At 71.0% G+C, this 25,040-nt stretch carries 20 protein-coding genes; 8 read left to right on the top strand and 12 right to left on the bottom strand.

Translation table 11 applies throughout. The features are described 5' to 3' along the window. Positions 1–75: 75 nt before the first annotated feature. On the bottom strand, positions 76–849 hold the full coding sequence (locus ABE438_RS10375) for a ferredoxin--NADP reductase (RefSeq protein ID WP_346502533.1): 774 nt from the start codon (positions 847–849) through the stop codon (positions 76–78). Between the two features lie 37 nt (positions 850–886). After that, positions 887–1,216 (bottom strand): ferredoxin FdxA, encoded by a 330-nt coding sequence (gene fdxA / locus ABE438_RS10380; protein ID WP_346502534.1) that lies wholly within the window; start codon positions 1,214–1,216, stop codon positions 887–889. 137 nt (positions 1,217–1,353) lie between these two features. On the opposite strand from fdxA, the gene ABE438_RS10385 reads away from it, so the two are divergent. The 3 genes from ABE438_RS10385 to ABE438_RS10395 all read left to right on the top strand — a co-directional run bounded on the left by ABE438_RS10385 (position 1,354) and on the right by ABE438_RS10395 (position 6,740). Beyond that, complete coding sequence (locus tag ABE438_RS10385; protein ID WP_346502535.1) at positions 1,354–2,550, top strand: amidohydrolase family protein; 1,197 nt, start codon at positions 1,354–1,356, stop codon at positions 2,548–2,550. 162 nt (positions 2,551–2,712) lie between these two features. Continuing rightward, positions 2,713–3,201 (top strand): (2Fe-2S)-binding protein, encoded by a 489-nt coding sequence (locus ABE438_RS10390; protein WP_346502536.1) that lies wholly within the window; start codon positions 2,713–2,715, stop codon positions 3,199–3,201. Next, entirely contained in the window at positions 3,198–6,740 is a 3,543-nt protein-coding gene (locus tag ABE438_RS10395; protein WP_346502537.1) for a molybdopterin cofactor-binding domain-containing protein, read from the top strand. The genes ABE438_RS10390 and ABE438_RS10395 overlap by 4 nt, the downstream gene beginning before the upstream one ends. Before the next feature lie 545 nt (positions 6,741–7,285). Here ABE438_RS10395 and ABE438_RS10400 read toward each other — a convergent pair. The 4 genes from ABE438_RS10400 to ABE438_RS10415 are packed head-to-tail and all read right to left on the bottom strand — an operon-like array spanning position 7,286 to position 10,864. Further along, positions 7,286–7,870, bottom strand: a complete 585-nt coding sequence (locus ABE438_RS10400; protein WP_346502538.1) for an amino acid synthesis family protein — start codon at positions 7,868–7,870, stop codon at positions 7,286–7,288. Beyond that, entirely contained in the window at positions 7,867–8,451 is a 585-nt protein-coding gene (locus ABE438_RS10405) for an amino acid synthesis family protein (protein WP_346502539.1), read from the bottom strand. Before ABE438_RS10405 ends, ABE438_RS10400 begins: the two co-directional genes overlap by 4 nt. Beyond that, positions 8,444–9,334: a UPF0280 family protein gene (locus tag ABE438_RS10410; protein ID WP_346502608.1), complete on the bottom strand. Its 891-nt coding sequence runs from the start codon at positions 9,332–9,334 to the stop codon at positions 8,444–8,446. The genes ABE438_RS10405 and ABE438_RS10410 overlap by 8 nt, the downstream gene beginning before the upstream one ends. Before the next feature lie 45 nt (positions 9,335–9,379). Next, positions 9,380–10,864, bottom strand: a complete 1,485-nt coding sequence (locus ABE438_RS10415; protein WP_346502540.1) for a 6-hydroxynicotinate reductase — start codon at positions 10,862–10,864, stop codon at positions 9,380–9,382. A 391-nt stretch (positions 10,865–11,255) separates the two neighbouring features. Between ABE438_RS10415 and nadC the strand changes: the two genes are divergently transcribed. Then, positions 11,256–12,089 carry a carboxylating nicotinate-nucleotide diphosphorylase gene (gene nadC / locus ABE438_RS10420; RefSeq protein WP_346502541.1) on the top strand — a complete coding sequence of 278 codons (834 nt, stop codon included), beginning with the start codon at positions 11,256–11,258 and terminating at the stop codon, positions 12,087–12,089. A gap of 6 nt (positions 12,090–12,095) precedes the next feature. Then, positions 12,096–14,138 (top strand): phosphonate metabolism protein/1,5-bisphosphokinase (PRPP-forming) PhnN, encoded by a 2,043-nt coding sequence (gene phnN, locus ABE438_RS10425; protein WP_346502542.1) that lies wholly within the window; start codon positions 12,096–12,098, stop codon positions 14,136–14,138. Between the two features lie 45 nt (positions 14,139–14,183). Here phnN and ABE438_RS10430 read toward each other — a convergent pair whose 3' ends face one another. The 4 genes from ABE438_RS10430 to ABE438_RS10445 form a co-directional block, all read right to left on the bottom strand. Beyond that, positions 14,184–14,642, bottom strand: coding sequence for a MarR family winged helix-turn-helix transcriptional regulator (locus ABE438_RS10430; RefSeq protein WP_346502543.1), 459 nt, complete (start codon positions 14,640–14,642; stop codon positions 14,184–14,186). 240 nt (positions 14,643–14,882) lie between these two features. Continuing rightward, complete coding sequence (locus ABE438_RS10435) at positions 14,883–18,365, bottom strand: acyl-[ACP]--phospholipid O-acyltransferase (protein WP_346502544.1); 3,483 nt, start codon at positions 18,363–18,365, stop codon at positions 14,883–14,885. Positions 18,366–18,460: 95 nt separating this feature from the next. Then, the gene (locus tag ABE438_RS10440) at positions 18,461–18,739 is read right to left on the bottom strand and encodes a YiaA/YiaB family inner membrane protein (protein ID WP_346502545.1); all 279 of its coding nucleotides are present in this window, start codon (positions 18,737–18,739) and stop codon (positions 18,461–18,463) included. Positions 18,740–18,780: 41 nt separating this feature from the next. Next, positions 18,781–19,473, bottom strand: coding sequence for a PspA/IM30 family protein (locus ABE438_RS10445; protein ID WP_346502546.1), 693 nt, complete (start codon positions 19,471–19,473; stop codon positions 18,781–18,783). A 115-nt stretch (positions 19,474–19,588) separates the two neighbouring features. On the opposite strand from ABE438_RS10445, the gene ABE438_RS10450 reads away from it, so the two are divergent. Further along, positions 19,589–20,224 (top strand): TetR/AcrR family transcriptional regulator, encoded by a 636-nt coding sequence (locus tag ABE438_RS10450; protein ID WP_346502547.1) that lies wholly within the window; start codon positions 19,589–19,591, stop codon positions 20,222–20,224. A 94-nt stretch (positions 20,225–20,318) separates the two neighbouring features. Then, a complete protein-coding gene (locus tag ABE438_RS10455) occupies positions 20,319–22,022 on the top strand; it encodes an IlvD/Edd family dehydratase (protein WP_346502548.1) in 1,704 nt (567 codons plus the stop codon). A gap of 27 nt (positions 22,023–22,049) precedes the next feature. Here the strand turns inward: ABE438_RS10455 and ABE438_RS10460 are convergent, their stop codons facing one another. After that, entirely contained in the window at positions 22,050–23,294 is a 1,245-nt protein-coding gene (locus ABE438_RS10460; protein ID WP_346502549.1) for an NAD(P)/FAD-dependent oxidoreductase, read from the bottom strand. Further along, positions 23,291–24,094, bottom strand: a complete 804-nt coding sequence (locus ABE438_RS10465) for a glutamine amidotransferase (protein ID WP_346502550.1) — start codon at positions 24,092–24,094, stop codon at positions 23,291–23,293. The genes ABE438_RS10460 and ABE438_RS10465 overlap by 4 nt, the downstream gene beginning before the upstream one ends. Positions 24,095–24,334: 240 nt before the next feature. Between ABE438_RS10465 and ABE438_RS10470 the strand changes: the two genes are divergently transcribed. After that, the gene (locus ABE438_RS10470; RefSeq protein ID WP_346502551.1) at positions 24,335–24,988 is read left to right on the top strand and encodes a TetR/AcrR family transcriptional regulator; all 654 of its coding nucleotides are present in this window, start codon (positions 24,335–24,337) and stop codon (positions 24,986–24,988) included. Positions 24,989–25,040: the final 52 nt, after the last annotated feature.

Consider the following 25,040-nt stretch of genomic DNA (forward strand, 5'->3'; position numbering starts at 1 on the left):
AAGGGCCGCGAACGCGAACGGCCGGCCCCATGGGGACCGGCCGCGCAAGGACGGATCGGATCCCGCCTGGCCGGCTCAGCGCTCGGCGAAGGCCTTCTCGATCACATAGTCGCCGGCCTCGCCATGGTTGCCTTCCTCGAGGCCGCGTTCGTCGAAGATCGCCTTGAGGTCGACCAGCATCTGCGGGCTGCCGCAGAGCATGAAGCGGTCGGTCGCGCCGTCGAACGGGCCGAGGCCGAGATCGGAGAAGAGCTGGCCCGAGACCAGGAGGTCGGTGATGCGGCCGCGATTGCGGAAGGGCTCGCGCGTCACGGTCGGGTAGTAGAGCAGCTGCTCGCGGATCATCTCGCCGAGAAACTCGTCGTTCGGCAGTTCCTGCTGGATCCGCTCGCCATAGGCCAGCTCGGAGACCTGGCGGCAGCCATGCACCAGCACGACCTTCTCGTAGCGCTCATAGGTCTCTGGATCGCGGATCAGCGAGAGGAAGGGGGCGAGCCCCGTGCCGGTGCCGAGGAGGAACAGGCGCTTGCCGTCCTTGAGGTTGTCCAGCACCAGCGTGCCGGTCGCCTTCTTGCCGATGATGATCGGGTCGCCGACCTTGAGGTTCTGCAGGCGCGAGGTCAGCGGGCCGTCCGGCACCTTGATCGAGAAGAATTCGAGGTTCTCGTCATAGTTGGTGCTGACGACGCTGTAGGCACGCAGCAGCGGCTTCTCGTTCACCTTGATCCCGATCATCGTGAACTGGCCGTTCTTGAAGCGGAAGGTGCTGTCGCGCGTCGTGGTGAAGCTGAAGAGCGTGTCAGTCCAGTGATGGACGCTGAGAACGCGCTCCTCGTAGAAATTGCTCATGGTCGGTCCCTCGACAAACTCGGGCGGCGGGCAAGTATCAGATCGCGGGCTGCTCGGAAAGCATGGCGAGCTTGTCGGATACGCCTTTCCATGCGTCGGCGTCCTGCGGCGGTTCGCCCTTCTGGGTGATATTCGGCCAGAGCGGCGCCAGCCTGGCGTTCAGCGCCAGCCATTCCTGCGCCCCGTCCGCGGTATCGGCGACGATCGCCTCGGCCGGGCATTCCGGCTCGCAGACGCCGCAATCGATGCACTCGTCGGGATGGATCACGAGCATGTTCTCGCCGGCATAGAAGCAGTCCACCGGACAGACCTCGACGCAATCCATGTATTTGCAACGGATGCAGGCACTGGTGACGGCATAGGGCATGCGCGATCCTCGCTGCTTGACAGCCTCGGAAGGGCGGTGCAAATTCATTCGTATACAAACGATATGACGCCTCCCGCCATGCTTGTCAATCGGGCCTGCCGGGGACAGGATGTCGATAAAACTCAGAGGCGGACGAGATGGCGGAAGTTCAGGCGGCAGCGGTCAGCAGCACCCATAAGCTCGTGGTCCGGAATATCGGCCTCGTCCTCTCCGGCGACATCAGCAAGCCGATTCTCGACGCCGACACCGTCGTCTCGGTCGGCGGGCGCATCGTCGGCGTCGGCCGCTTCAAGGATCTCGACACCGAGGGCGCCGACACCGTCATCGACGCCAACGGCACCGTGCTGGCGCCGGGCCTGATCGACAGCCATGTCCACCCCGTCGCCGGCGACTGGACCCCGCGGCAGAACCAGTTCGGCTGGATCGATTCGACCATGCATGGCGGCGTCACCACCATGATCTCGGCCGGCGAGGTCCATACGCCCGGCCGTCCGAAGGACATCGTCGGCCTCAAGGCGATGGCGATCTACGCCCAGCGCGCCTTCACCGCCTTCCGCCCCGGCGGCGTCAAGATCCATGCCGGCGCGCCGGTGATCGAGCCCGGCATGGTCGAGCAGGACTTCAAGGACCTGGCGGATGCCGGCGTGAAGCTGCTCGGCGAGGTCGGCCTCGGCGGCGTCAAGGACGGCGCGCGTGCCCGCGAGATGGTCGCCTGGGCCCGCAAATACGGCATCCAGTCCACCATCCACACCGGCGGCCCCTCGATCCCGGGCTCCGGCCTGATCGGCGCCGACGTGGTGCTGGAGGCCGATACCGACGTGGTCGGCCACATCAATGGCGGCCACACCGCCCTGCCCGACAAGGAGATCCGCTGCATCTGCGAGGGCTGCAAGCGCGGGCTCGAGCTGGTCCACAACGGCAATGAGCGCGCCGCCCTCTATACGCTGCGCGTCGCCCGCGAGATGGACGAGCTCAACCGCGTCATCCTCGGCACCGACGGCCCGGCCGGCTCCGGCGTGCAGCCGCTCGGCATCGTGCGCATGGTCTCGATGCTGTCCTCGCTCGGCGACGTGCCGGCCGAGATCGCCTTCTGCTTCGCCACCGGCAACACCGCCCGCATGCGCAGCCTCGACTGCGGGCTGATCGAGGTCGGCCGCGCCGCCGACTTCGTCTTCATGGACAAGGCCCAGCACTCGGCGGGGAAGAACTTCCTCGACTCGATCCAGCTCGGCGACCTGCCCGGCATCGGCATGATCGTCATCGACGGCATCGTGCGCAGCGGCATCAGCCGCAACACCCCGCCGGCGGAGAAGATCCCCTCGGTCGCCCACTGAGGCACGCGCGCGCCGCACGGCGGGACGCCCTGACGGGCGCCACGCGGTAGATCCCGCTTGCGGCGCGCGCCGCTTTCTCCTTATTCTCATTCGCATACGAACGATCTTGGTGGCCGTGACGACAGACCGGATCCGGAGCGCCTCGCCCCGCATGGGCGACCGATGAGGACGCCGCGGCGCTTCGCCCTGCGCGTCAACGGCGCCGACCATGCCGTCACCTGCGAGCCGCAGACGCCGCTTCTCACCGTGCTGCGCAACGATATCGGCCTCAACAGCCCGAAATTCGGCTGCGGCCTCGGCGAATGCGGCGCCTGCACCGTGCTGGTCGACGGCAGCGCCGCCCGCAGCTGCGCCCTGCCGGTGCGCCTGGCCGAGGGCTGCGCGATCACCACATTGGAAGGGCTCGGCAGCGTCGCGGCGCCCGATCCGCTGCAGCAGGCCTTCATCGATGCGCAGGCCGCGCAATGCGGCTATTGCATCCCGGGCATGATCATGACCGCCAAGGCCTTCCTGGCCGAATGCCCGGCGCCGACCGAGGCGCAGGCCCGCGAGGCGCTGCGCCATAATCTCTGCCGCTGCGGCACCCATGTCGAGATCCTGCGCGCCGTGATGCTCGCTGCCGAGCGCGGCGCCGGCGGGGCCGCGCCGTGACCGCCTCCGCCCCTTCCCCGTTCTCGCGCCGCACCCTGCTCAGGCGCGCCGGGATCATCGGCGTGGTCGCGCCGCGCAAGGGCGCCGCAGCCGACGCCGCGCCCGAGGACGGGCTCGACCTCCATGTCTGCCTGACGGCGGAGGGGCGCGTCGTCGCCTTCTGCGGCCATGTCGATCTCGGCACCGGCATCCGTACCGCGCTCGCCCAGATGGTCGCCGAGGAGCTCGATGTCCCGTTCGAGGCCGTCGAGATGGTGCTCGGCGATACCGCCGACACGCCGGACCAGGGCGCGACCATCGCCAGCGAGACGATCCAGGTCACCTCGGTGGCGATGCGCGTCGGTGCCGCCCAGATCCGCCGCGAGCTGATCGCGCGCGCCGCAGCCGCGCTGGACTGCCCGGCGCAGGAGATCGACCTGAAGGAGGGCGCCATCCTGCGCGCCGGCTCCGACCGGCCGGCGATCGCGCTCGACACGCTGCTCGCCAATGAGCGCATCCTCCTGCCGCTGGCGGCAGAGGATACCGTCGCCCTCAAGCCGGTCGATTCCCATCGCCTCGTCGGCAAGCCGGTCGCGCGCGTCGACATCCCGGCCAAGGTCACCGGCGCCTTCACCTATGTCCACGACGTCCGCCTGCCCGGCATGCTGCACGGCCGCGTGGTGCGCCCGCCCTATTCCGGCATGGATGCCGGCGACTGCGTCGGCACCAGCCTGATCGCGGTCGATCGCGAGTCGATCGCCCATGTGCCGGGCATCGTCGCCCTGGTGGTCGAGGGCGACTTCATCGGCATCGTCGCCGAGCGCGAGGAGCAGGCGGCGGAGGCGGCGCAGGCGCTGAAGACGCAGTGGCGCGACTTCACCCCGCCGGACCTCTCCGACCTCGCCCAGGCGCTGCGCGCCCATCCCTCCACCCCGCGCCGGCTTGTCGACGAGGGCGATGTCGAGGCGGCGCTGCAGACGCTGGAGACCCGGCTCGACCGCACCTATGTCTGGCCCTACCACATGCACGGCTCGATAGGCCCGTCCTGTGCCGTCGCCGATCTGCGCGCAGACGGGCTCACCGTCTGGACCGGCAGCCAGAACCCCTATCCGCTCCAGGCCGACCTCGCCCTGCTCACCGGCCTGCCGAAGGAACGCATCGACGTAGTCCGGCTCGAGGCCGCCGGCTGCTATGGCCGCAACTGCGCCGACGACGTGGTGGCGGACGCAGCCCTGCTCTCACGCGCGGTCGGCCGGCCGGTGCGCGTACAGCTGACCCGCGAGCAGGAGCATCTCTGGGAGCCCAAGGGCGCCGCCCAGCTCATCGACATCCGCGGCGGCCTCGGCCCCGGCGCCTCGCTCAAGGCCTACGACCTCGACACCTGGTATCCGTCCAACGCCGCGCCGACCCTGGCGCTGCTCCTGACCGGCAGGCTGCCGAACCGCCCCACCGCGCTGAAGATGGGCGACCGCACCGCGATCCCCTCCTATGCCTACGAGAACATGCGCCTCACCGCGCACGACATGCCGCCGATCGTGCGCGCCTCCTGGCTGCGCGGCGTCTCCGCCATGCCGAACGTCTTCGCGCATGAAAGCTATATCGACGAGCTGGCGCACGAAGCCGGCGTCGATCCCGTCGCATTCCGCCTGCGCCACATCACCGACGAGCGCGCCGCCGAGCTCAGCCGCGCCACCGCCGAGCGGGCGAACTGGCAGCCGCATGTCGGCCCGCGCATGGAGCAGGACGGCGAGCTGCTGCGCGGGCGCGGCTTCGCCCAGGCACGCTATGTCCATGGCAGCTGGCCGGGCGTCGGCGCCGCCTGGGCCGCCTGGGTCGCCGATGTCGCGGTGAACCGCAGCACCGGCGAGGTCACCGTCTCGCGCGTCGTCGTCGGCCAGGACACCGGCATGATGGTGAACCCGGCCGGGGTCACCCACCAGATCCACGGCAACGTGCTGCAATCCACCAGCCGCGTGCTGCGCGAGGAGGTGACCTTCTCGGAGACCACCGCCGTCGCCTCGCGCGACTGGGGCTCCTATCCGGTGCTGACCTTCCCGGAGTTGCCGGCGATCGACGTGCTGCTGATGGACCGCCAGCACCTGCCGCCGATGGGTGCGGGCGAATCGGCCTCCGTCCCCAGCGCGGCGGCGATCGTCAACGCGGTGTTCGACGCCACCGGCGTGCGCTTTCGCGAGTTGCCGCTGACGCCCGAACGCGTGCTCGCCGGGCTGAACGGCACGCCGTTGCTCAAGGCGCCGGCGCAATCCGCGCCGCCGCGGCGCCTGCCCTGGTGGAGCAAGCTCGGCGCCGCGGTCGCGGGGGCGGCGAGCTTCGCGGCGGTGTCCTTCGCCATCGCCCCCGCCATCGCGCCGATCGCCCGGCCCGACCCGTCGACCTGGTCGGCGGCGACGATCGAGCGCGGGCGCCAGCTGGCGGCGCTCGGCGCCTGCGCGGTCTGCCATACTGCCGAGAACGGCGTGCCCTATGCCGGCGGCCGCCCGCTGCCGACGCCCTTCGGCACGGTGGTCAGCACCAACATCACCCCCGATGTCGGCACCGGCATCGGCGACTGGTCCTATCCCGCCTTCGAAAGGGCGATGCGCGCCGGCCTGCACCGCGACGGAAGCCATCTCTACCCGGCCTTCCCCTATGCCAGCTTCGCCCGCACCAGCGAGGCCGACCTGCAGGCGCTCTACGCCTTCCTGATGTCGCAGCCGGCGGTGCAGCGCGCCAGCGAGCCGAGCCGCCTCGCCTTCCCCTTCAACCTGCGGCCGCTGCTGGCGGGCTGGAACCTGCTGTTCAACCGCGGCGGCGAAACCACGCCGGATCCGACCCGTTCGGCGCAGTGGAATCGCGGGCGCTATCTCGTCGAAGGGCTCGGCCATTGCGGCGCCTGCCACACCCCGCGCAACGCGCTCGGCGCCGAGAAGGGTGGCAGCGCCTATCTCGCCGGCGGCGTGGCCGAAGGCTGGGAGGCGCCGGCGCTGACCGCGCTGTCGGCCGGGCCGATCCCGTGGAGCGAGGCGGCGTTCTACGCCTATCTGCGCACCGGCACGGCGGAGAACCACGGCGCCGCCTCGGGGCCGATGGCGCCGGTCGTCGCCGAGCTGAAGGCGCTGCCGGACGACGACATCCGCGCCATGGCGCATTATCTCGCCTCGCTGAACCGGCCGCTGCCGGAGGCGCAGGCGCAGGCCGTGGCGCAGAGGATCGCGCAGGAGACCGGCCGCGCCGCCAACCCCGCGACCTCGCCCGTCGCCCGGCTCTACGAGGGCGCCTGCGCCGCCTGCCACGAGCCCGGCCGCCTGCCGCAGCTCGCCAATGCCGGCCCGGCGCTCGGCCTCTCCTCGAAGCTGCACGCCGCGACGCCGACCAATCTCGTGAACATGCTGATCGAGGGCGGCCAGCACGGCATCGGCTCGATGCCCTCCTTCGCCACGGCCCTCGACGACACCCAGCTCGCGGCCCTGACCGCCTATCTCCGCAGCCGCTTCGCCCCCGGCAAGCCCGCCTGGACGGGGATCGGCGATGCGGTGGTTAAGGCGCGGGCGGGGCACTGATCCTTCGGGAGAAGCGCTGGCGGAAGCCCCCTTCCCAACCCTCCCCCGCAAGCGGGAGAGGGCTCCCGCGCCCGGCAACCACGCCGGCGCCCCGAAGGCGAGAGGCCCGGGCCTGCACAAGGCCGCACCCAAGCCGAGCCAGCAAGCCGGCGCAGGCCTGCCTGCCGACGCGGACCGAACCATCGGCGCAGACCTACCCGTGAGGAAGGGCTGCGCGCCCACACTACCACCCGCCCCCTGTCATTCCGGGGCAGGCCGAAGGCCTGAGCCCGGAACCCACGACCGGGTGCAACGCCGTGACCGCGCCCATGTCGCAGCGCTCACCCAGTCGTGGGTTCCGGGCTCTTCGCTTACGCGAAGCCCCGGAATGACAGAGGAAAGCGGCTGCTCCGGCCTGACGGGTTACAGCGGCACCGGTCGAGCGAACAGCACCGCCTCCCCCTTGCGCACGCAAGGCGACAGCTCAGCCCAATCCGCCCCCCGACAACAAAACACCGGCCGCCGCAGGCGCGGCGACCGGTGCTCATGCCGAAGCCCTGCGCCTGTTATCGTAGGCCGTCCTCACCCTTGGCCTCGCCATGGCTGAGCCCGCCGACGCGAGGGTGGGGGCGGCCGCCGCTGGTCAGCGCGACCGCGACCATGATCTCGCCGGCGCGCGGCGCGTCAGGCACGCGGACCTCCATGCCGTCGAAATGGCTGCGGACATAGGCCGCCGCCTTGTGGCCGAGCGGCACGTCGAGCACCACGCCGAGCGAGCCGCGCTTCTTCGAGGACGGGATCAGCGCCGGCGCCTTGCCGATCAGCGCACGCACAGGGGCGCCGAGCTTGGGATGCAGGATCGCCGCGGCGTGCTCCATCTCGCCATCCTCGCCGACGGCGGCGGCCTTGCCGTAGCCCTCGACGGCCTCGCCATCGATGCCGAGCGCCGCGAGCGCCCGCCGGCCGAGCAGGTCGCCCAGCTCCTCGCCGATCGCGATCAGTTCGGAGAGGTCCTCCTGATAGCGGCCGGCGAAGGGGTTCTCGATCACCGCCACGGCGGCAGCGCGGCGGATCGGCGGCGAGACCGGCCGGCCCTGCTCGGTATGCACCTCGTCGACGATGGTGACGATCTTGCGGATCTTCGCGCTCATCTCAGCCCGTCCTCTCCCTTGATCTCGCTCGCGGCCAGCCCGCCGACGCGGGCATGGATGCGCGACCCCGTGGTCATCACCAGCGCCAGCAGCATCTCGTCGGCGCGCGGCGCATCGGGGATGCCGACCTCGAAGGCGCTGAAATGGCTGCGGACATAAGATGCGTTGACATGGGTGACCGGCACGTCGAGCCGCGTCCCCGGCCCGCCGACCTTCTTGGTCGAGGGCACGATGGCGCGCGCATCGCCGAGCAGTTCGCGCATGGCGTAGCCGCCGGGCACGTGCCAGAGCGCGCCGTGCTCCAACTCGCCGGCGGCGCCGACGATGGCGCCCTTGCCGTAGCCCTGGATCGCAGCGGCATCACCGCCCATCACGTCGAGCAGCCGGCGCGCCATGGCGAGGCCGAGCGGCTTGAGATCGTCCATGAAGCCCTGGATGTCGGCGACATAGCGGCCGGCGAACGGGTTGGCGATCACCGCCATCACCGCGCCGCAGAGCAGCGGCGTCGCGGCGGCGGGCCCGCCCTCGTGGAATATCTCCTCCACGGTGACGGCGTATTTCCTCACGGCGATCTCAGGCAAGCGCGGTCCTCCCCTCGGTATCCTGTTCGGCGATCATCGGGCTGTCGAGCACGGCGCTGCGGCCCTGAAGATGGATGGCGGCGGAGCGGATCAGCCCTTCCCCGCGCAGGGCCTCGGCGACGGCCTGTGCGGCGGCGAGCGCCCGGTCGATCTCGGCGGCGGCGAGCGGGCCGACCGCCCGCGTCACCAGCCGCGCGCCGAGGTCGCTGTCGCTCTGGACCTCACACGCCGGCACCCGCGCGATCGCTTCATGGCCCGGCAGGTCGCAGGCATTGGCGATCACGGTCGCGGCGGCGTCCGCCATGGCGGCGGTCGGCGCCAGCACCGTCACCGCCTCGGCGATGCCGAGCGAGAAGCTGCGGCCGGGATAGCCGGAGGTGGCGATGCCGGCGACGCCGTCGGCAGCGCGGATGGTCGCCGTCGCGAAGATGTCCGGCCGGTCGGGCCGCCGCACCAGCCCGATGCGGAACTGCGCCTCGCCCGCCAGATGCAGCGCGATGTCGCCGCCATTGTTGACATAGGCCCGGCGCAGCGGCGCCGCCGCCAGCATGATCCCGAGGATCTCCTCAGCCACCGCACCCGCCACCGCCGCCATAGGCGTGATGAAGCCGCGCACGGCAAAGGGGGCGACCGCCGCGTGCATGCGCCGCGCCACCGGCCCGGCCGGGACGGCGCTCGCCGGCGTCACCGGGCTGCGCAGCAGGGGAAGCTCGTCGCAGAGTTCGGCGAGCAGGCCGTCGAAGCGGCGCATCGCGGCCTCGCGCGCCGCGGCCACGGCCTCCGCCTCGCCCTCGGCCGCGATCACCAGGTCGATCGGCCCCTGCTGGAGCAGCAGGCGCCTGCCGTCCGGCAGGAGGCGCGCCGACGGCGCCTCGAAGCGCATCACGGCCGGGCCTCACGCGCGACGCAGCGATGGCGCGCCATGGCCTCAGCCGACCGAGCGCTTGGGCTGGTCTGGCGCCAGCGGCCAGGGATTGTCCGGCCGCTGCGGCAGGCGCAGCCGCCCCTCGCCCTTCAGCGAGGCCAGCGGCTGGATCGCGTCCATATGGCCGCCCAGCGCCTCGTAGTCGGAGAGCCGCATGGTGAATTCGAGCGGCGCGACCAGGGCCGGCGTCGGCACATAGCCGAAAGCGTTGTCCGGCAGGCGGGTGACATCGACCATGAAGGTGATGCCGCCACCCGGCCAGATGTACACGGGGGCTCCCCCACAGGTGACATAGGTCAGCGCATCCTTGACCGAGCGGGTCAGCCGCACCGGGTTCTCGGTGACGCCGGCGCGCAGCGAGCCGCCGGCCCCGCCGATGAACAGCACGGTGGAGAGCGCCGGCTCGCAGTTCTCGGCGATGCGCTCCACGGGCTCGACCAGCTGCGGCGGGATCGGCTTCTCCACCGGCAGCAGCGCCTCGTCGAGCTCGTAATAGGCGGCGTGCTCGCCGGTGGTCGAGACCATCAGCAGGCGCAGGCCCGGCCAGGCGACCTTGGGGTCGAAGGGGCCGAGAATGGTCAGCGGGTCGCTGATATTGGTGCCGCCCCAGCCGGTGCCGGGCTGCGCCACCTGGAAATAGCGGCCGGGCGTCGAGCGGCGCCCCTTCATCTTGATGCCGGTCGGCGCCATGTCGAGCAGTTTGCCGGCCTGGTGCTCGGAGAGCACGCCGGTGATGTGGTCGTCGACCACCACCACCTCGTCGACCTTGCCGTGCCACTGCTTGGCGAAGATGCCGATCGTCGCCGAGCCGCAGCCGACGCGCATCCGGCTCTCGGGCACGCCGTTGACGATCGGCGGCTTGCCCGCCTGCACGACAACGGTCTCGCCCTCGTCGATGGTGAGCTCCACCGCCTCGCCATTGCTGAGCTTGAGCAGCGCGTCGCAGGTGACGCGCCCCTCCTTCTTCGAGCCGCCGGTGAGATGGTGCACGCCGCCGAGCGACAGCATCTGCGAGCCGTACTCGCCGGTGGTGACGTGGCCGACCGCCTCGCCGTCGACCCTGACCGTCGCCTGCTCGGGCCCGAGGAAGCGGTCGGTGTCGATCTTCACCTTGACGCCGCAATAGCTGAAGATGCCCTCGGTCACGACGGTGACCATGTCGACGCCGTCGACCTCGGCCGAGACGATGAAGGGCGCGGGCTTGTAGTCGGGATAGGTGGTGCCGGCGCCGATCGCGGTGATGAAGGTGCCCTGCTGGTGGACGATGTCGCCGTCCCAATCGCGCCCCTGCGCGAACGGCACCACCTCGCCGCCCTGCGCCAGCGTGCGCTCGAGCACGACATGCGGCTCCATCCGCACCAGCTCGCCGGCGACATTGCCGTAGCGGTCGCAGGCGCCGACCGCGCCGGGCTTGATGAAGCACATCACCGGGCAGGCGTCGCAGCGGATCTTGTCGTCGACGGCCGCGCTGGCTTCCTGGAGGCTCATGCTGGCATTCTCCGCCGTCTCGCTCTCGGCTAACTCATTTGTATACAAATGATGATGCTGAAACGACACCAAACTGTCAAGGTCGCCATGCCAGCCTGCCGGCCGGCGAGTCGCGCCGCAAGCGTCCATGCGCCGTCCGCCCCGCCGTCCCTTCCTATCGAAAATCAGGCGAATTCCGCTTGCCAGACGTTCCGGCCGTGCCTGCCTCACGCCTGCGTGGACGCCCCGCGCTCAGGGCGCTATCCAGCCCTGAAGCACGATGCGCCGACGAGGCGATGGCCAGATTGACAGTCGGAAAAGCCGATTGTTATTATTCGTGTACAAATAAAATTCGTCGGGGCCGAGACTGGGTTCGACGTCAGGGCGAACAGCGCCCGAGGAGGGGTTTTCCATGTATGACCGCTTTGCCACGGACCGCCTGATCGACCTCTGGCTGACCGAAGATATCGGCGCCTGCGACCTGACCGTGCAGGTGATGATCGAGGCCGAGGAGACCGGGCGCTTCTACATGAACGCCCGCGAGCCAATGATCGTCGCCGGCATCGAGGTCGCCGCGCGCGTCTTCAAGCGCTACGATCCCGAGCTGAAGGTCGACCTCAAGGTCAAGGACGGCGACAAGGTCGAGAAGGGCGCGATCCTGATCGAGGTCGAGGGCTCGGCCCGCAGCGTGCTGACCGCCGAGCGCACCGCGCTCAACATCGCCCAGCGCCTCTCGGGCATCGCCAACGAGACCGCCCGCTACGTCGCCGCCATCGCCGGCACCAAGGCGCGCCTGATCGACACCCGCAAGACCACGCCCGGCCTGCGCATGATGGAGAAGCATGCGGTGACCTGCGGCGGCGGCCTCAACCACCGCCTCGGCCTCGACAACGGCGTGATGATCAAGGACAACCACATCGCCGTCTGCGGCAGCATCTCGGCCGCCGTCGAGCGCGCCCGCCGCACCCTGCCGGTGCTGACCAAGCTCGAGGTCGAGTGCGACAATCTCGGCCAGGTCGACGAAGCGGTCGCCGCCGGCGCCGACGTCATCATGCTCGACAACATGTCGGTCGCCGACATGACCAAGGCGGTGGGCATCATCGCCGGCCGCGCCAAGGTCGAGGCCTCGGGCGGGATCAACATCGACACGATCGGGCCAATCGCCAAGACCGGGGTCGACTACATCTCGACCAGTAAGATCACCCAGTCGGCTCCGGCCGTGGACATCGGCCTCGACGAAGCCTGATCGACCATGCGCGCCGGCACCTTCTTTCTCGTCGTCGGCCCCAGCGGAGCCGGCAAGGACTCCCTGATCGACGGCGCGAGGCAGGTGCTGGAGCCGACCGGGCGCTACCGCTTCGCAAAGCGCGTCATCACCCGCCCCGCCGGCTCGCCCGGCGAGGATCACGAGGCGGAGACCGAGGCCGGCTTCGCCGCGCGCGAGGCGCAAGGCGGCTTCCTGATCTGCTGGGGCGCGCACGGGCTGCGCTACGGCCTGCCGGCGAGCCTGCTCGAGGCTGTCGCCAACGGGCAGAACGTCGTCGCCAACGGCTCGCGCGCCACCATCACTGCGCTGGCCGAGCGGGTGGCGCGCCTCGTCGTCGTCGAGGTCACGGCGCCGCCGGAGGTTCTGGCGGCGCGCATCGCCGGGCGCGGCCGCGAGAGCGGCGCCGCCATCGAGACCCGCCTCGCCCGCAAGGTCGATCCCTGGCCGGACGGCATCCGCAGCGTCTGCGTCGCCAATGACGGCACGCTGGAGGCCGGCGTCGAGCGCTTCGTCGCCGCGGTCGAATCCGCCGCCAACACGCTGCGCCTGCGCCAGCTGCCGCTCTTCGTCGGCCGCGCGCATTGCGCCTGGCTGCCGGCCAGGGGCGAGGTCGTCAACGGCTTCGACTATCTCGGCCCCGGCCGCATCGAGCTCTCGGCCGGCAAGGCCAGCATCCGCGCCGACGTGCAGGTCATGGACATCCCCGCCGTGCTCGCCGGCGACGAGATCGGCCTGTCGAGCGAGGCCTTCGCCGAGTTCGGCCTGCCGGAGGGCAGCGAGATCGCGATCCGCCGCACGCCCTCGCCCGAGAGCCGCGCGGCGCTGACCGCCAAGATCCGCGGCGAGGCGCTGGACGAGGCGCAGTATCACACCCTGATCCGCGACATCGTCGAATCCCGCTATCCCGACGGCGAGGTCGCCGCCTTCCTGGTCGCCGCGACCCAGAAGCTGACGGACGAGGAGGTCGTGGCGTTGGCGCGGGTGCGCACCCGCTTCACCGAGACCATCGCCTGGCCGGACGGCATCGTCGTCGACAAGCACTCCATGGGCGGCATCCCCGGCAGCCGCATCACGCTGATCGTGGTGCCGATCGTCGCCGCCCACGGCGCCTTCCTGATGCCGAAGACCTCCTCGCGCGCCATCACCTCCGCCGCCGGCACCGCCGACGCGATGGAGACGGTCGCCGATGTCGAACTGACGCCGGCGGAGCTACGGCTCTGCGTCGAGAAGGCGCGCGCCTGCATCGCCTGGAACGGGCGGCTCAACCACTCGATCGTCGACGACGTGATGAACGCGATCACGCGCCCGCTCGGCATCGATTCCAACCGCTGGTCGGTCGCCTCGATCCTGTCGAAGAAGAAGACCGCCGGCTCGACCCATGTCATCGTCGACCTGCCCTACGGCCCGCGCGCCAAGCTGCGCACGCTGGAGGAGGCGGCCGAGCTGGCGCGGCTGTTCGAGACGGTCGGCGCCGGGCTCGGCCTCGTGGTGCGCGCCTTCCCGACCGACGGCACCCGGCCGATCGGCCGCGGCATCGGCCCGGCGCTGGAGGTGCGCGATGTCGGCCTGGTGCTCGACGGCGACGCAAGCGCGCCGGCCGATCTCGTCGAGAAAGCCCTGTTCTTCGCCGGGCACATCCTGTCCTGGGATCCGGCGCTCGGCAGCTACGAGGCCGGCCGCGCCCGCGCGATGGACCTGCTACGCAGCGGCGCGGCGCGGGCCGCCTTCGAGCGCATCGTCGACGCACAGGGCCGCCGCGAGCCGCCGGTCCGGCCCGGCCTACTGGTCCATACAGTGCGGGCGGAGCGGGCCGGCACGATCACCGGCATCGACGGCTGGGCGGTGGCGGGCATCGCCCGGCGCGCCGGCGCGCCTTTCGACAAGGCGGCGGGCATCGACCTGCGCTGCGGCGTCGGCGACGTCGTCGCGGCGGGCGATCCGCTCTTCGTCATCCACGCCTCGGCCGCCTCGGACCTCGACGACGCCCGCAAGCTCGCGGCCGAGACCGCCTGCTACACGATCGGCTAGCGGCCGGGGGCTGCCTTCGCGCAGGCGCCGGGCACCGCCGCCGGCTCAGCGCAGCTGCTTCAGCAGGGAGATCAGCGTGGCGCGCTGGCTCGTCGCCAGCGGCGAAAGCGTCACCTTGCTGACCGTCTCGGCGCGCGGCAGCAATTCGCGGGTGAAGTCGCGGCCGGCCTCCGTCAGCTGCACGATGACGCGGCGGCCATCGTCGGGATCGCGCTCGGTGCGCACCAGCTTGCGCTTGATCAGCCTGTCGACCACGCCCTTGATCGTCGCCGCGTCCATCGAGGTGTGGCGGCCGAGCAGGTTCTGCGAGCAGCCGCCCTCGGCATAGAGCCGCGACAGTACCGCCCATTGGGTCGGCGTCAGGTCGGTGCCCATGATCTCGCCGAACAGCGAGACATGGCGCTGCACCGCCTGGCGCAGAATGAAACCGATCTGCTCGGACAGGTCGTAGTCCTCACCCGGCGCCTCGACGAGGTCTGCCTGAGCGTGTTCCGGCCTGGACATCGAGCGTTCCTTCTCACCCTGCCTTGCGCCCGTCGGGCGAACTGCCTTCGGTCAGCCCAATGGCGACGCCGATAACTGCATCCCCGCCACCGGAATTTCAATCGTTTCTTGGCATGAATATGCGTTTACACAACTACGACTTGTGTCTGGTCCAAGTCGAAACTGGCAACGTCGAAACTGCCGCGCTGAAGCGCCGGCCCGGCACAGGCTGCACCGGGCCGGCGGCAGAGCCCGCGAGCGTCAGGCCGTGGCCGGATCGGGCGCCGCAGGCTCCGGCGTGGCAGGCTCCGACTTGGCAGGCTCCGGCGTGGCGGGCTCGGGCGCGGCGGGCTCGGGGGCGGCGGCGCGCTCGCGCACCAGCTTGCTCACCCCGGCGAAGTCGAGCTTGCCGGAGCCGAGCACCGGCACCTCCGGCACGACCATGACCTCGGCTGGGATCATCAGGTCGGCGGCGCCCTTGCCCTTGGCGAAGGCCTGGAAGCTGGCGCGGGTCGCGTCCTTCTGCTGCGTCACCAGCACCAGCCGCTCGCCCTTGCGGGCATCGGGGAGGCTCGCCACCGCCGAGAGCGCGCCCGGCCAGCATTCCGCCGCCAGCGCCTCGACCGCCGCCAGCGAGACCATCTCGCCCGCGACCTTGGCGAAGCGCTTGGCCCGGCCCTTGATGGTGACGAAACCGTCGGCGTCGATGGTGACGATGTCGCCGGTGTCGTGCCAGCCCTCGGCCGGCGGCTCGAGCACACCGGGATTCTCGGCGCGCAGATAGCCCAGCATGATGTTGGGGCCGCGCACATGCAGGCGCCCGCCCTCCTCGACGCCGGGCACCGGCTCCAGCCTGGCCTCCATGCCGGGCATGATCCGGCCGACCGTGCCGAAGCGGTTGAACATCGGCGTGTTGAGCGCCAGAACCGGCGCCGTCTCGGTGACGCCATAGCCTTCGAGGATGCGCAGGCCGAACTTCTCCATATAGGTCCGGCGCGTCGCCTCCTTCACCGGCTCGGCGCCGGCCACGATGTAGCGCAGCGAGCGCAGATCATAGGGATGGGCGGCGCGGGCATAGCCGTTCAGGAAGGTGTCGGTGCCGAACAGGATGGTGGCGTTGGAGCCGTAGACCAGCTCCGGCACCATCCGGTAGTGCAGCGGCGACGGGTAGAGATAGACCGGCACGCCCGAGACCAGCGGCAGGACGAGCCCCGCCGTCAGGCCGAAGGAGTGGAACACCGGTAGAACGTTGAAGACCTTGTCGCGTCGGCCGAAATCGATGCGCGCCGCCGCCTGCGCCGCATTCGCCAGCATGTTGGCATGCGACAGCACCACGCCCTTCGGCGCCCCCTCCGAGCCCGAGGTGAACAGGATCGCGGCGCGGTCGGAGCCCTTCGCTTCGGCGATCGGCGTGCCCTGCCGCCACAGCCCCTTGAGCTTGTCGAGCGTCGTCACCGTCTCGCGGACATCCTCGAGATAGACGATCGTCACCACGCCCGAGAGCGCCTCGACCAGCGGGCCCATCCGGCCCTTCTCGACGAAGGCGCGTGAGGTCACGATGGTCCCGACCTGCGCGGCGGTGCAGGCGGCGGCGATATTGGCGGCGCCTGCGGTGAAGTTGATCATCGCCGGCACGCGCGCCGCCGACATCAGGCCGAGCACGGTCACCGCCGCGCCGTTGGCGTTGGGCAGCATCACGCCGACCGCCTCGCCCTCGCCCGCCAGCCGCATCAGCTTGCGGCCGAGCACCTCGGCGCCGATCAGCAGGCGCTTATAGGTCAGCGAGCCGGTCAGCGGATCCTCCACCGCGACGCGCGAGGGTCCGTGGTCGCGCGCAGCGGCCGCGACGGCGGCGAAGACGCTGCGGTCGATGTCGCTGGTGCGGAAGATCAGATCCGACATCACCTGGTAGAGCGCGGCGCCCGCCGCCTGGCGGCGCGCCCGGCCCTTGAGCGCCTCGGGCACGGTCAGCGAGATCGGCTCCAGGATGGTGACGCGCACCTTGGGGAACCATTTCCGCCGGACCTGCTCGCGGGTCAGCCGCGAGAAGATCGTCTTCTCCAGCCCGTCGATCCGCACCGGCAGCACCGGCGCGCCCGACTTCTCGGCGATCATGCCGGCACCGTCATAGACCTTCATCAGGCTGCCCGTGACGGTGAGGCGCCCCTCGGGGAAGATCACCAGGCTCTCACCGCCCTTGATCGCATTGATCAGCGAGCGCGTCGCCAACGGCCGCGCCGGATCGAGCGGCATGGCGCGCGTCAGCTTCAGGAAGGGCTTCACCCACCAGCGCTGCGCGATGCCGTGGTCGATGGCGAAGACCGGCTCCTTGTCGAGGATCGAGAGCGCCAGCGCCGCATCGAGGAAGGAGACGTGGTTGAGCGCGATGATGGCGTGGCCGCCGGCCTTGGCGATGTTCTCGCGGCCGGTGACCTCGACGCGGTAGAAGGCGCGGAACAGGATCGAGAGGAAGTCGCTGAGCGGGTTGGTCGGCAGGGTCCGTACGATCCAGACCGACGCCGCGATCGTCAGCACGCCGAGCAGGGCGAAGAGCTGCCAGAGCGCGGCGCCCGCCTCCTGCAGCAGCGCGATCACCGCCGCCCCCGCCACCATGAAGGCGGCCGAGAGCACGTTGACGGCCGCGACGATGCGCGCCCGCTTGGCGGCCGGCGCCCAGGCCTGGGTCGCGGCGAAGGAGGGCACGATGAAGACGCCGCCGGCGATCGCCAGGCCGGCGAGATCGATGCCGATGCGCCAGGCCACGCCCGCCTCGAAGAAGGCGGCGACGTCGCGCGCCGGCTGGTAGGGGCTGACGCCCGAGACCGCCCAGGCGAGGTCGAGCGCGAACAGCCCCATCACCAGCCCGGCGACCGGCACCGGCAGCAGCACGATGCGCCCGCTCGACAGGAAGGAGCCGAGGCCGGAGCCGACCGCGATGGCGATGGCGAACACGGCGAGATAGGTCGAGACCACCATTTCGGTGCCGCCCATGCCGTTCTTCACCAGCGTCGGCAGCAGCGCCATCACCACCGCGCCGATCAGCCAGAACAGCGAGACCATCACGCCGGTGCGCCAGAGCCTGGCGTCGCCCCAGAGATCGCGCAGCAGGTCGCGGGTCGAGCGCAGGATGTTGCGGTCGATCACCAGGTCGGGCGCGGCCGGGCCGGTCTTGGGGATGAACAGCGTCGCGACCCAGCAGGCCAGCGCAAACACCATGATCAGCAGGCTGAGCTGCGCGGCGTCGCCGCCATCGCTCGCGGTCAGCCCGCCGGCGATGGTGCCGAGCAGGATGGCGATGAAGGTCGCGCCCTCGATCAGCGCGTTGCCGGCCGGCAGTTCCTCGCGCTTCAGATGGTCGGGCAGGATGCCGTATTTGATCGGGCCGAACAGCGCCGCGATCACCCCGAACAGGAAGAGCGCCACGAACAGCACCGGCACCGAATGCGCCAGGAAGCCGGTCACCGCGACGCCGGCCGCGCCGATCTCGGCAAATTTCAGCCGCTGCGCCATCATCGCCTTGTCGAAGCGATCGGCCATCTGCCCGCCGATGCCGGAGAGCAGGAAGAAGGGCAGGATGAAGATCGCGCCCGCCAGCGTCACCAGGGCCTCGCCATGCGAGCCGGCCAGCCGGTAGAGGATGATGAAGACCAGCGCGTTCTTCAGGAAGTTGTCGTTGAAGGCCGAGAAGAACTGGGCCCAGAACAACGGCGCGAAGCGCCGCTTCAGCATCAAGCTATCGACCATGACCCGTCCTTGCCGGTTTCTGGAAAGACAATCGCACCGCACCGGGAAACGTTCCGTTGCCGGCCGGCGCATGGAGAAGGATGGCGAACGCGGCGTCAGGCGCCGGTCTTGCCCACATCCATGAGCAACCGCTCGGTGCGGGCGTCCTCGATGCGGTTCACCAGGCGCGAGGCCTCGTGCATGTCGCGCACCGTCTTGGTCATGGTCACGCAGGACTGCACCAGCATGACCACGCCCATGGCGAGATAGCCCTTCGCCCACCAGTCGAGCGGCAGGAACAGGATGCCGGCGGCGACCATGGCGGCGGCGGCGAAGAAGGATGCGTAGGTGAAGCTCACCCAGGCGCCGCTGTGCGGCTGTGACGGATTGGTCATGGCGGTCTCCCGTGATCGTCTGGTGTGATGGGGTCTGCGGCTCAGGCGCCGGCGGGGCGGCGGCCCCGCAGGCGCTCCAGGATCTCTTCGGCGCTCGGCCGCAGGCGCGGGCCGAAGCCGCGCGCCGCCAGCCGCTCGCCGATGCTGCCGGCGGCCGCGGCGTCGAGCTCGTCCAGTGCCCGGTCGGCGGCCTCGGCCGCGAGCTGCCGCTCGCGCAGGCGCTGCAGCGTGCGCTCGGCATCGACCAGCGTCGCCTCGCTGGGCACGCCATCCGGGCCGCGGCCGGCGCGCCGCTCCCGCACCGCCTGCGCCGCGCGGGCGATGCGCCGGCCGCATTCCAGTTCGGCGAGGCGCACCTGCGCCCCGGCGACATGGCGGCGCAGGCGCACGATCTCCGCGGCGAACAGCGCCTGCGTCTGCGCGGCGCTGTCGCGATCGGCCTCCAGCACGGCCAGCGCCTCGGCGCCTTCGCGGGCGAGTGCCTCCTCGCCACCGGCGAGCGCCGCCGCGACGCGCTCTTCCAGCGCGCGGATGCGGCCGGCCGTCTCGGCCAGGCGGGCGCGTTCCCGCCCGTCCTGCGCGATCGCCAGTGCCAGCGCCGTCTTGGCACGGTCGAAGCCGGCGGCGGCCTCGCGCATCTGCTGATCGAGGATCAGCATGGCGTTGCGGTCGGCCGCGCGCTCGCCCGCTTCGGCGGCGCCGCCCTTCACCAGCGTCAGAAACATCTTGAGCATCCGCTCGCTCCTGCTATGAACAATGTTCACAAACCGGAAGCTAGCGCCAACATGAACATCGTTCAAGATAAAAAATGAACGTTGTTCAATTTTTTGCGCAGATGATGAGGCGAGCATGACGGCAACCGCACAGCGGCGGGACAGGCAGCGGACGGCGCTGGTGGCGGCGGCCGAGCGCGCCATCGCCGAGAAGGGCCCGGCCGGGCTGAAGGCGCGCGATCTGGCGGCCGAGATCGGTTGCGCCCTCGGCGCGATCTACAATCTCGTGCAGGATATGGACGAGCTGGTGCTGCGCGTCGGCTCGCGCACGCTCGGCCGGCTCGACGCCGCGCTCGCCGCCGTCGCGGCCGAAGGCGAGCCGCGCGACCGGGAGGCGGCCGTCGCCCGGCTGGTCGCCATCGCCATCGCCTATCACGGCTTCGCCCGCGACAATCCCCGGCTCTGGCGCACCCTGTTCGAATACCGGCTCGCCGAGGACGCCGAGATTCCCGACTGGGCCGTCGCCGACCAGCTCCAGCTCTTCCGCCACATCATGGCGCCGCTGGCGCTGGTGCTGCCGCAGGCCGATGCGGCGGCGCTCAGCCTGCTCGGGCGCACCCTGTTCTCGGCGGTGCACGGCGTCGTCGCCCTCGGCCTCGAAGACCGGCTGGTCGGCGTTCCGCGCGCCGATATCGACCGGCAGATCGAGGCACTGGTCCGGCTGGTCTGCGCCGGGTTGGCGGCGGGCGGGGACGGCACGCCCCTGCCCTGAGCGCGCAGGCGTCCTGCGCGCTTTCCGCCTCGACATCGCGGGGCTTCGCGTCATCCTTGGCGGATAAGAACGAGTCCAGGGAGGCGGCTTGCGCATGAGCGGGGCGGACGAGAAGCGGTACGGCATCGCCGGCGGCCTGACGAATTACGGCGACCCGGCCTTCGCCGCCTATCTGCGCCGCTCCTTCGCGCGCTCCATGGGCTATTCCGACGAGGCGCTGGCCCGGCCGATCGTCGGCATCGCCAACACCTATAGCGGCCTCAACAACTGCCACCGCCATTTCCCCGAATTGCTGGAGGCGGTGAAGCGCGGCGTGCTGATGGCCGGCGGCCTGCCGCTCGACTTTCCGACCATCTCGCTCGGCGAGGTCTTCCTGAAGCCGACCAGCCTGAAGTTCCGCAACCTGATGGCGATGGGCACCGAGGAGATGATCCGCGCCCAGCCGGTCGACGCGGTCGTGCTGATGGGCGGCTGCGACAAGACCGTGCCGGCCCAGCTGATGGCGGCGCTCTCGGCCAACGTCCCGACCGTGCAGCTCGTCGCCGGCCCGATGTCGACCGGCCGCCACAAGGGCGAGCGCCTCGGCGCCTGCACCGATTGCCGCCGCTTCTGGGCGCGCTTCCGCGCCGGCGAGATCGACCAGGCCGAGATCGACGCGGTCGAGGGCCGCCTCGCCACCACCGCCGGCACCTGCGCGGTGATGGGCACCGCCTCCACCATGGCCTGCATCGCCGAGACGCTGGGGCTCGCCCTGCCGCGCTCGGCCGCGATCCCGGCGGTGCATGCCGACCGGCTGCGCTGCGCCGAGGAGAGCGGCCGCCGGGCCGTGGCGCTGATCGGCACGCAGACGCTGCTGCCCCGCCAGATTGTCACCGAGAAGGCGATCGAGAACGCCTGGCGCGTGCTGCTCGCCATTTCAGGCTCGACCAATGCGGTGGTGCATCTCACGGCCATCGCCCGCCGCGCCGGTATCAAGGTCGATCTCGACCGGCTGAACAGGCTCTCCGACGAGACCCCGGTGCTGGTGAACCTCAAGCCGGTCGGCGACAACTACATGGAGGATTTCTTCGCCGGCGGCGGCGTGCCGGCCGTGCTGAAGGAGCTGCGCGACCTGCTGCACCTCGACTGCCTGACCGTGACGGGCCGCACGCTCGGCGAGCTGATCGACCAGCCGCTGGTCGACCAGGTCGACCGCACCATCGTCCGGGCGCGGCAGGATCCGGTCGATCCCGATGGCGGGCTGGTCGCGGTGTTCGGCTCGCTCGCGCCGCGCGGCGCCATCGTCAAGCGCGCCGCCGCCGAGAAGCGCCTCCTCGAGCATGAGGGCCGCGCCGTGGTCTTCGCCTCGCTGGCCGATCTGGCGGCCCGCATCGACGATCCGGCGCTCGACGTGACGGCCGACGACGTACTGGTGCTGCAGAATGCCGGGCCGAAGAGCGACGCCGCCATGCCCGAGGCCGGCTATCTGCCGATCCCGCGCAAGCTGGCGGCGCAAGGCGTCAAGGACATGGTCCGCATCTCGGACGCCCGCATGTCCGGCACCGCCTATGGCGCCATCGTGCTGCATGTGGCGCCGGAGGCGGCGATCGGCGGGCCGCTGGCTCTGGTGCGCGACGGCGACCGCATCCGCCTCAGCGTGCGCGAGCGCCGGCTCGACCTGCTGGTGGACGAGGCCGAGCTGGCGCGCCGCCGTGCCGCCCTGCCCGCGCCGGAACCGCGCCAACGTCGTGGCTATGACCGGCTCTATGACGAGCATGTGCTCCAGGCCGACGAGGGCGTCGATTTCGACTTCTGCTGAGAGGGCTCTCTCCGGGGCCCCGCGGCCTCAGCGCAGATAGCGCCCGGGCGCGAACGGGGCGGGATCGGCCGGCGGCGCCTCGCCGCAGACCAGCGCGGCCAGAAGCTCGCCGGTCGCCGGCCCGGTCGAGAAGCCGACATGCTGGTTGCCGAAGGCGAGCCACAGCCCGGGATGGCGCGGCGCCTCGCCGATCATCGGCAGCGAATCCGGCAGGGTCGGCCGCGATCCGCGCCAGGTGCCGGGCTCCGCCGCCTCGCCGATGTCGATCGCCTCGCGCACCCGCGGCAGAACCTGCTCGATCTGGGCGTGGTCGTCGGGCGCGTCGTGCCGGGCGAGCTCGACACCGCTGGTGACGCGCAGGCCCTGCTCCATCGGCCCCATCATATAGCTGGCCTCGACATCATAGGCCGGCCGGCTCAGCCCGGCGCCGGGCGCCAGCCGGTAATGGCGGTGATAGCCGCGCTCGGCGCCGAGCGGCACCGAGAGGCCGAGCGGCGCGAGCAGATCGCCGCTCCACGGCCCGAGCGCCACCACGACGAGATCGGCCGCATGGCCGCCATCGCGCCCTGCGACGCGCCAGCCCGCGCCTTCGCGGGCGAGAGAGCGCACCTCGTCGCGCAGCAGCCTGCCGCCGCGCGCGACGAAGAGCTGCGCATAGGCCTCGACCACCGCGCCCGGCCAGTCGACCGAGGCGCTCTCGGCATGCCAGAGCGCCGCCGGGAAGATCGGCTTCAGCCCGGGCTCCAGCGCCGCCAGCGCCGCCTGGTCGAGCCTCTCGACCCGCACGCCATGCGCGCCGAGCCAGTCCTGCCGTGCCCTGGCCGCAGCCACGCCGGCCTCGCTGCGGAAGAGTTCGAGGAAGCCGGTCTCGCGCAGGCGGCCGGCGATGCCGGCCTCGCTCATCAGCCTACGGTGCAGCGGCAGCGACGGCGCAATCAGCGATTCCAGCGCCGCGACGCGCGGCGGCAGCCGGCTGGCGCGCGCCTCGGCCAGGAAGCGCAGGATCCAACCCGGCCGGCGCATCAGGTCGCCGAGGCGATAGCGCACCGCGGCGTGGCGGTTGCTGAGATAGCGCGGCAGGTTGCGCCACAGGCCGGGATGGTTGATCGGCAGGATCGAGGAGCGGCTGATCACCCCGGCATTGCCGTAGGAGGTCTCGCGGCCCGGCTCGCGCCGGTCGAGCAGCGTCACCGCAAGGCCGCGCCTCTGCAGCGCGAGCGCGCAGCCGACGCCGACCATGCCGGCGCCCAGGACGATGACGGAGCGGCTCATCGCGGCGATATCCCGGTCTCGGAGATGGCGGCGCCGGCCGGCGGGGCCAGCCAGTGGTTGAGGAAGGCGTCGAGCCAGGAGCGCACCGCCGGATCGTAGCGATACCAGCCGTCGAGATGCATCTGGCGCGGCTGGGCGCCGGGAAGCAAGGTGCGCTCGTGCCCGCGCACCGACCAGCGGCACATCATCGCCGGCGTCACCTCCGGGTGGAACTGGATGCCGAAGGCCTTGTCGCCGACCCGGATAGCCTGCACCGGGAAGTCGGCGCCCGTGGCGAGGGTGGTCGCACCCGTCGGGCAGTCGAAGCCCTCGCGGTGCCATTGATAGACGGTGGCGGGCCAGGGGCAGGCCGCCTCCTGCGCATGGCTCCTGCCGGCATCCGTCAGCGCCAGCGGGTAATAGCCGACCTCGGCCCGTCCCTCCGCGTGGGGATAGACCCTGCCGCCGAGATGGCGCGTCAGCATCTGCGCGCCGAGGCAGATGCCGAGGAAGGGCGCGCCCTCGCGCAGGCAGACGCCGATCCAGTCGATCTCGGCCCGGACGAAGGCGTCGGGGTCGTTGGCGCTCATCGGGCCGCCGAAGATCACGGCGCCGGCATGCTCGCGCATCGTCGCGGGCAGCGGGTCGCCGAAGCGCGGCTTGCGGATGTCGAGCGCATGGCCGCGCGCCGCGATCAGCCGCCCGACGCGGCCGGGCAGGGAATGCTCCTGATGCAGCACGATCAGCACCGGCTTCTTCGGGGACGGCCGGTTGCGGGCGCGAAGGGCGCGCGCGGGAGGGCGACGGAACGGTTCGGTCATCGCGGGATCGGGAGGCACTCCGGTCGCCGGGCGGAGCCGGCCGTGACCTGCCCGAGAATGGGGCGGGCTGCCGGAGCCCGCAAGCGCTTTGTCGCGGCGCCGGAGCCGGCCGGACAGGTCCGAAACGCATGCCGCGACGTATCGGGCGTGAGCCTGCGGCCAGGATGCGATCCGCCGCATATTGACAGGACGCCCTGTCTCCATCATGAGAATGAACGTTCATTCTCATCTTCAGAGCCCATGACGCACGCCATCCCGCCCGCACTCCACGACACGTCGCACGACACGGCCCCGACCGAGCGCCATGTGCGCATCCTCGACGCGGCCGAGATCGTCTTCGCGCGCTCCGGTTTCGACCGGGCGACGATGAACGAGGTCGCGCTCGAGGCCGGGATGAGCCCGGGCAATCTCTATCGCTACTTCGCCAGCAAGGACGCGATCGTCGAGGCAATCACCGAGCGCGACCGCACCGAGATCACCCGCGACTTCGCCTCGCTCAGCATGGCGTCCGGCCCCCTGCTCGATCAGCTCGAGCGGATCGGCCGCCGGCATCTCGTCGAGAAGCCGCATCACAAGGCGGTGCTCGCCATGCAGATCTGGGCAGAGGCGGCGCGCAACCCGGCGCTGGCCACGCTATGCGCCTCGATCGAGGCGATGGTGCTGGGCGGCCTCTCCACCGCGATCGCCCAGGCCCGCGAGGCGGGCGAACTGCCGGCCGACCTCGACGAGGAGGCCTTCCTGCTGGCGCTCTCGATGATGTCGGACGGTTTCATGACGCGCCGCGCCGCCGATCCGCATTTCGACCTGGCGACCATGACGACGACGCTGTTCACCAGCATGCGGGGGCTGGCGCAGGTGCTGCGCAAGCCCCCCGCCGGGCAGGTCACACCATGAGTAGCCTCACCATGAACCGCCTCGCCGCCCCCGATCCCTCGTCCAGCCGATC

The organism is Allobosea sp. TWI1241, from assembly GCF_039673065.1.
Taxonomy (GTDB): Bacteria; Pseudomonadota; Alphaproteobacteria; order Rhizobiales; family Beijerinckiaceae; genus Allobosea.

Excerpts from the sequence above, each read along its gene's own strand:
- ABE438_RS10375 (WP_346502533.1), bottom strand. The coding sequence starts at position 849 with ATGAGCAATTTCTACGAGGAGCGCGTTCTCAGCGTCCATCACTGGACT.
- fdxA (WP_346502534.1), bottom strand. The coding sequence starts at position 1,216 with ATGCCCTATGCCGTCACCAGTGCCTGCATCCGTTGCAAATACATGGAT.
- ABE438_RS10385 (WP_346502535.1), top strand. The coding sequence starts at position 1,354 with ATGGCGGAAGTTCAGGCGGCAGCGGTCAGCAGCACCCATAAGCTCGTG.
- ABE438_RS10390 (WP_346502536.1), top strand. The coding sequence starts at position 2,713 with ATGAGGACGCCGCGGCGCTTCGCCCTGCGCGTCAACGGCGCCGACCAT.
- ABE438_RS10400 (WP_346502538.1), bottom strand. The coding sequence starts at position 7,870 with ATGAGCGCGAAGATCCGCAAGATCGTCACCATCGTCGACGAGGTGCAT.
- ABE438_RS10410 (WP_346502608.1), bottom strand. The coding sequence starts at position 9,334 with ATGCGCTTCGAGGCGCCGTCGGCGCGCCTCCTGCCGGACGGCAGGCGC.
- ABE438_RS10415 (WP_346502540.1), bottom strand. The coding sequence starts at position 10,864 with ATGAGCCTCCAGGAAGCCAGCGCGGCCGTCGACGACAAGATCCGCTGC.
- nadC (WP_346502541.1), top strand. The coding sequence starts at position 11,256 with ATGTATGACCGCTTTGCCACGGACCGCCTGATCGACCTCTGGCTGACC.
- phnN (WP_346502542.1), top strand. The coding sequence starts at position 12,096 with ATGCGCGCCGGCACCTTCTTTCTCGTCGTCGGCCCCAGCGGAGCCGGC.
- ABE438_RS10430 (WP_346502543.1), bottom strand. The coding sequence starts at position 14,642 with ATGTCCAGGCCGGAACACGCTCAGGCAGACCTCGTCGAGGCGCCGGGT.
- ABE438_RS10435 (WP_346502544.1), bottom strand. The coding sequence starts at position 18,365 with ATGGTCGATAGCTTGATGCTGAAGCGGCGCTTCGCGCCGTTGTTCTGG.
- ABE438_RS10440 (WP_346502545.1), bottom strand. The coding sequence starts at position 18,739 with ATGACCAATCCGTCACAGCCGCACAGCGGCGCCTGGGTGAGCTTCACC.
- ABE438_RS10445 (WP_346502546.1), bottom strand. The coding sequence starts at position 19,473 with ATGCTCAAGATGTTTCTGACGCTGGTGAAGGGCGGCGCCGCCGAAGCG.
- ABE438_RS10450 (WP_346502547.1), top strand. The coding sequence starts at position 19,589 with ATGACGGCAACCGCACAGCGGCGGGACAGGCAGCGGACGGCGCTGGTG.
- ABE438_RS10455 (WP_346502548.1), top strand. The coding sequence starts at position 20,319 with ATGAGCGGGGCGGACGAGAAGCGGTACGGCATCGCCGGCGGCCTGACG.
- ABE438_RS10460 (WP_346502549.1), bottom strand. The coding sequence starts at position 23,294 with ATGAGCCGCTCCGTCATCGTCCTGGGCGCCGGCATGGTCGGCGTCGGC.
- ABE438_RS10465 (WP_346502550.1), bottom strand. The coding sequence starts at position 24,094 with ATGACCGAACCGTTCCGTCGCCCTCCCGCGCGCGCCCTTCGCGCCCGC.
- ABE438_RS10470 (WP_346502551.1), top strand. The coding sequence starts at position 24,335 with ATGACGCACGCCATCCCGCCCGCACTCCACGACACGTCGCACGACACG.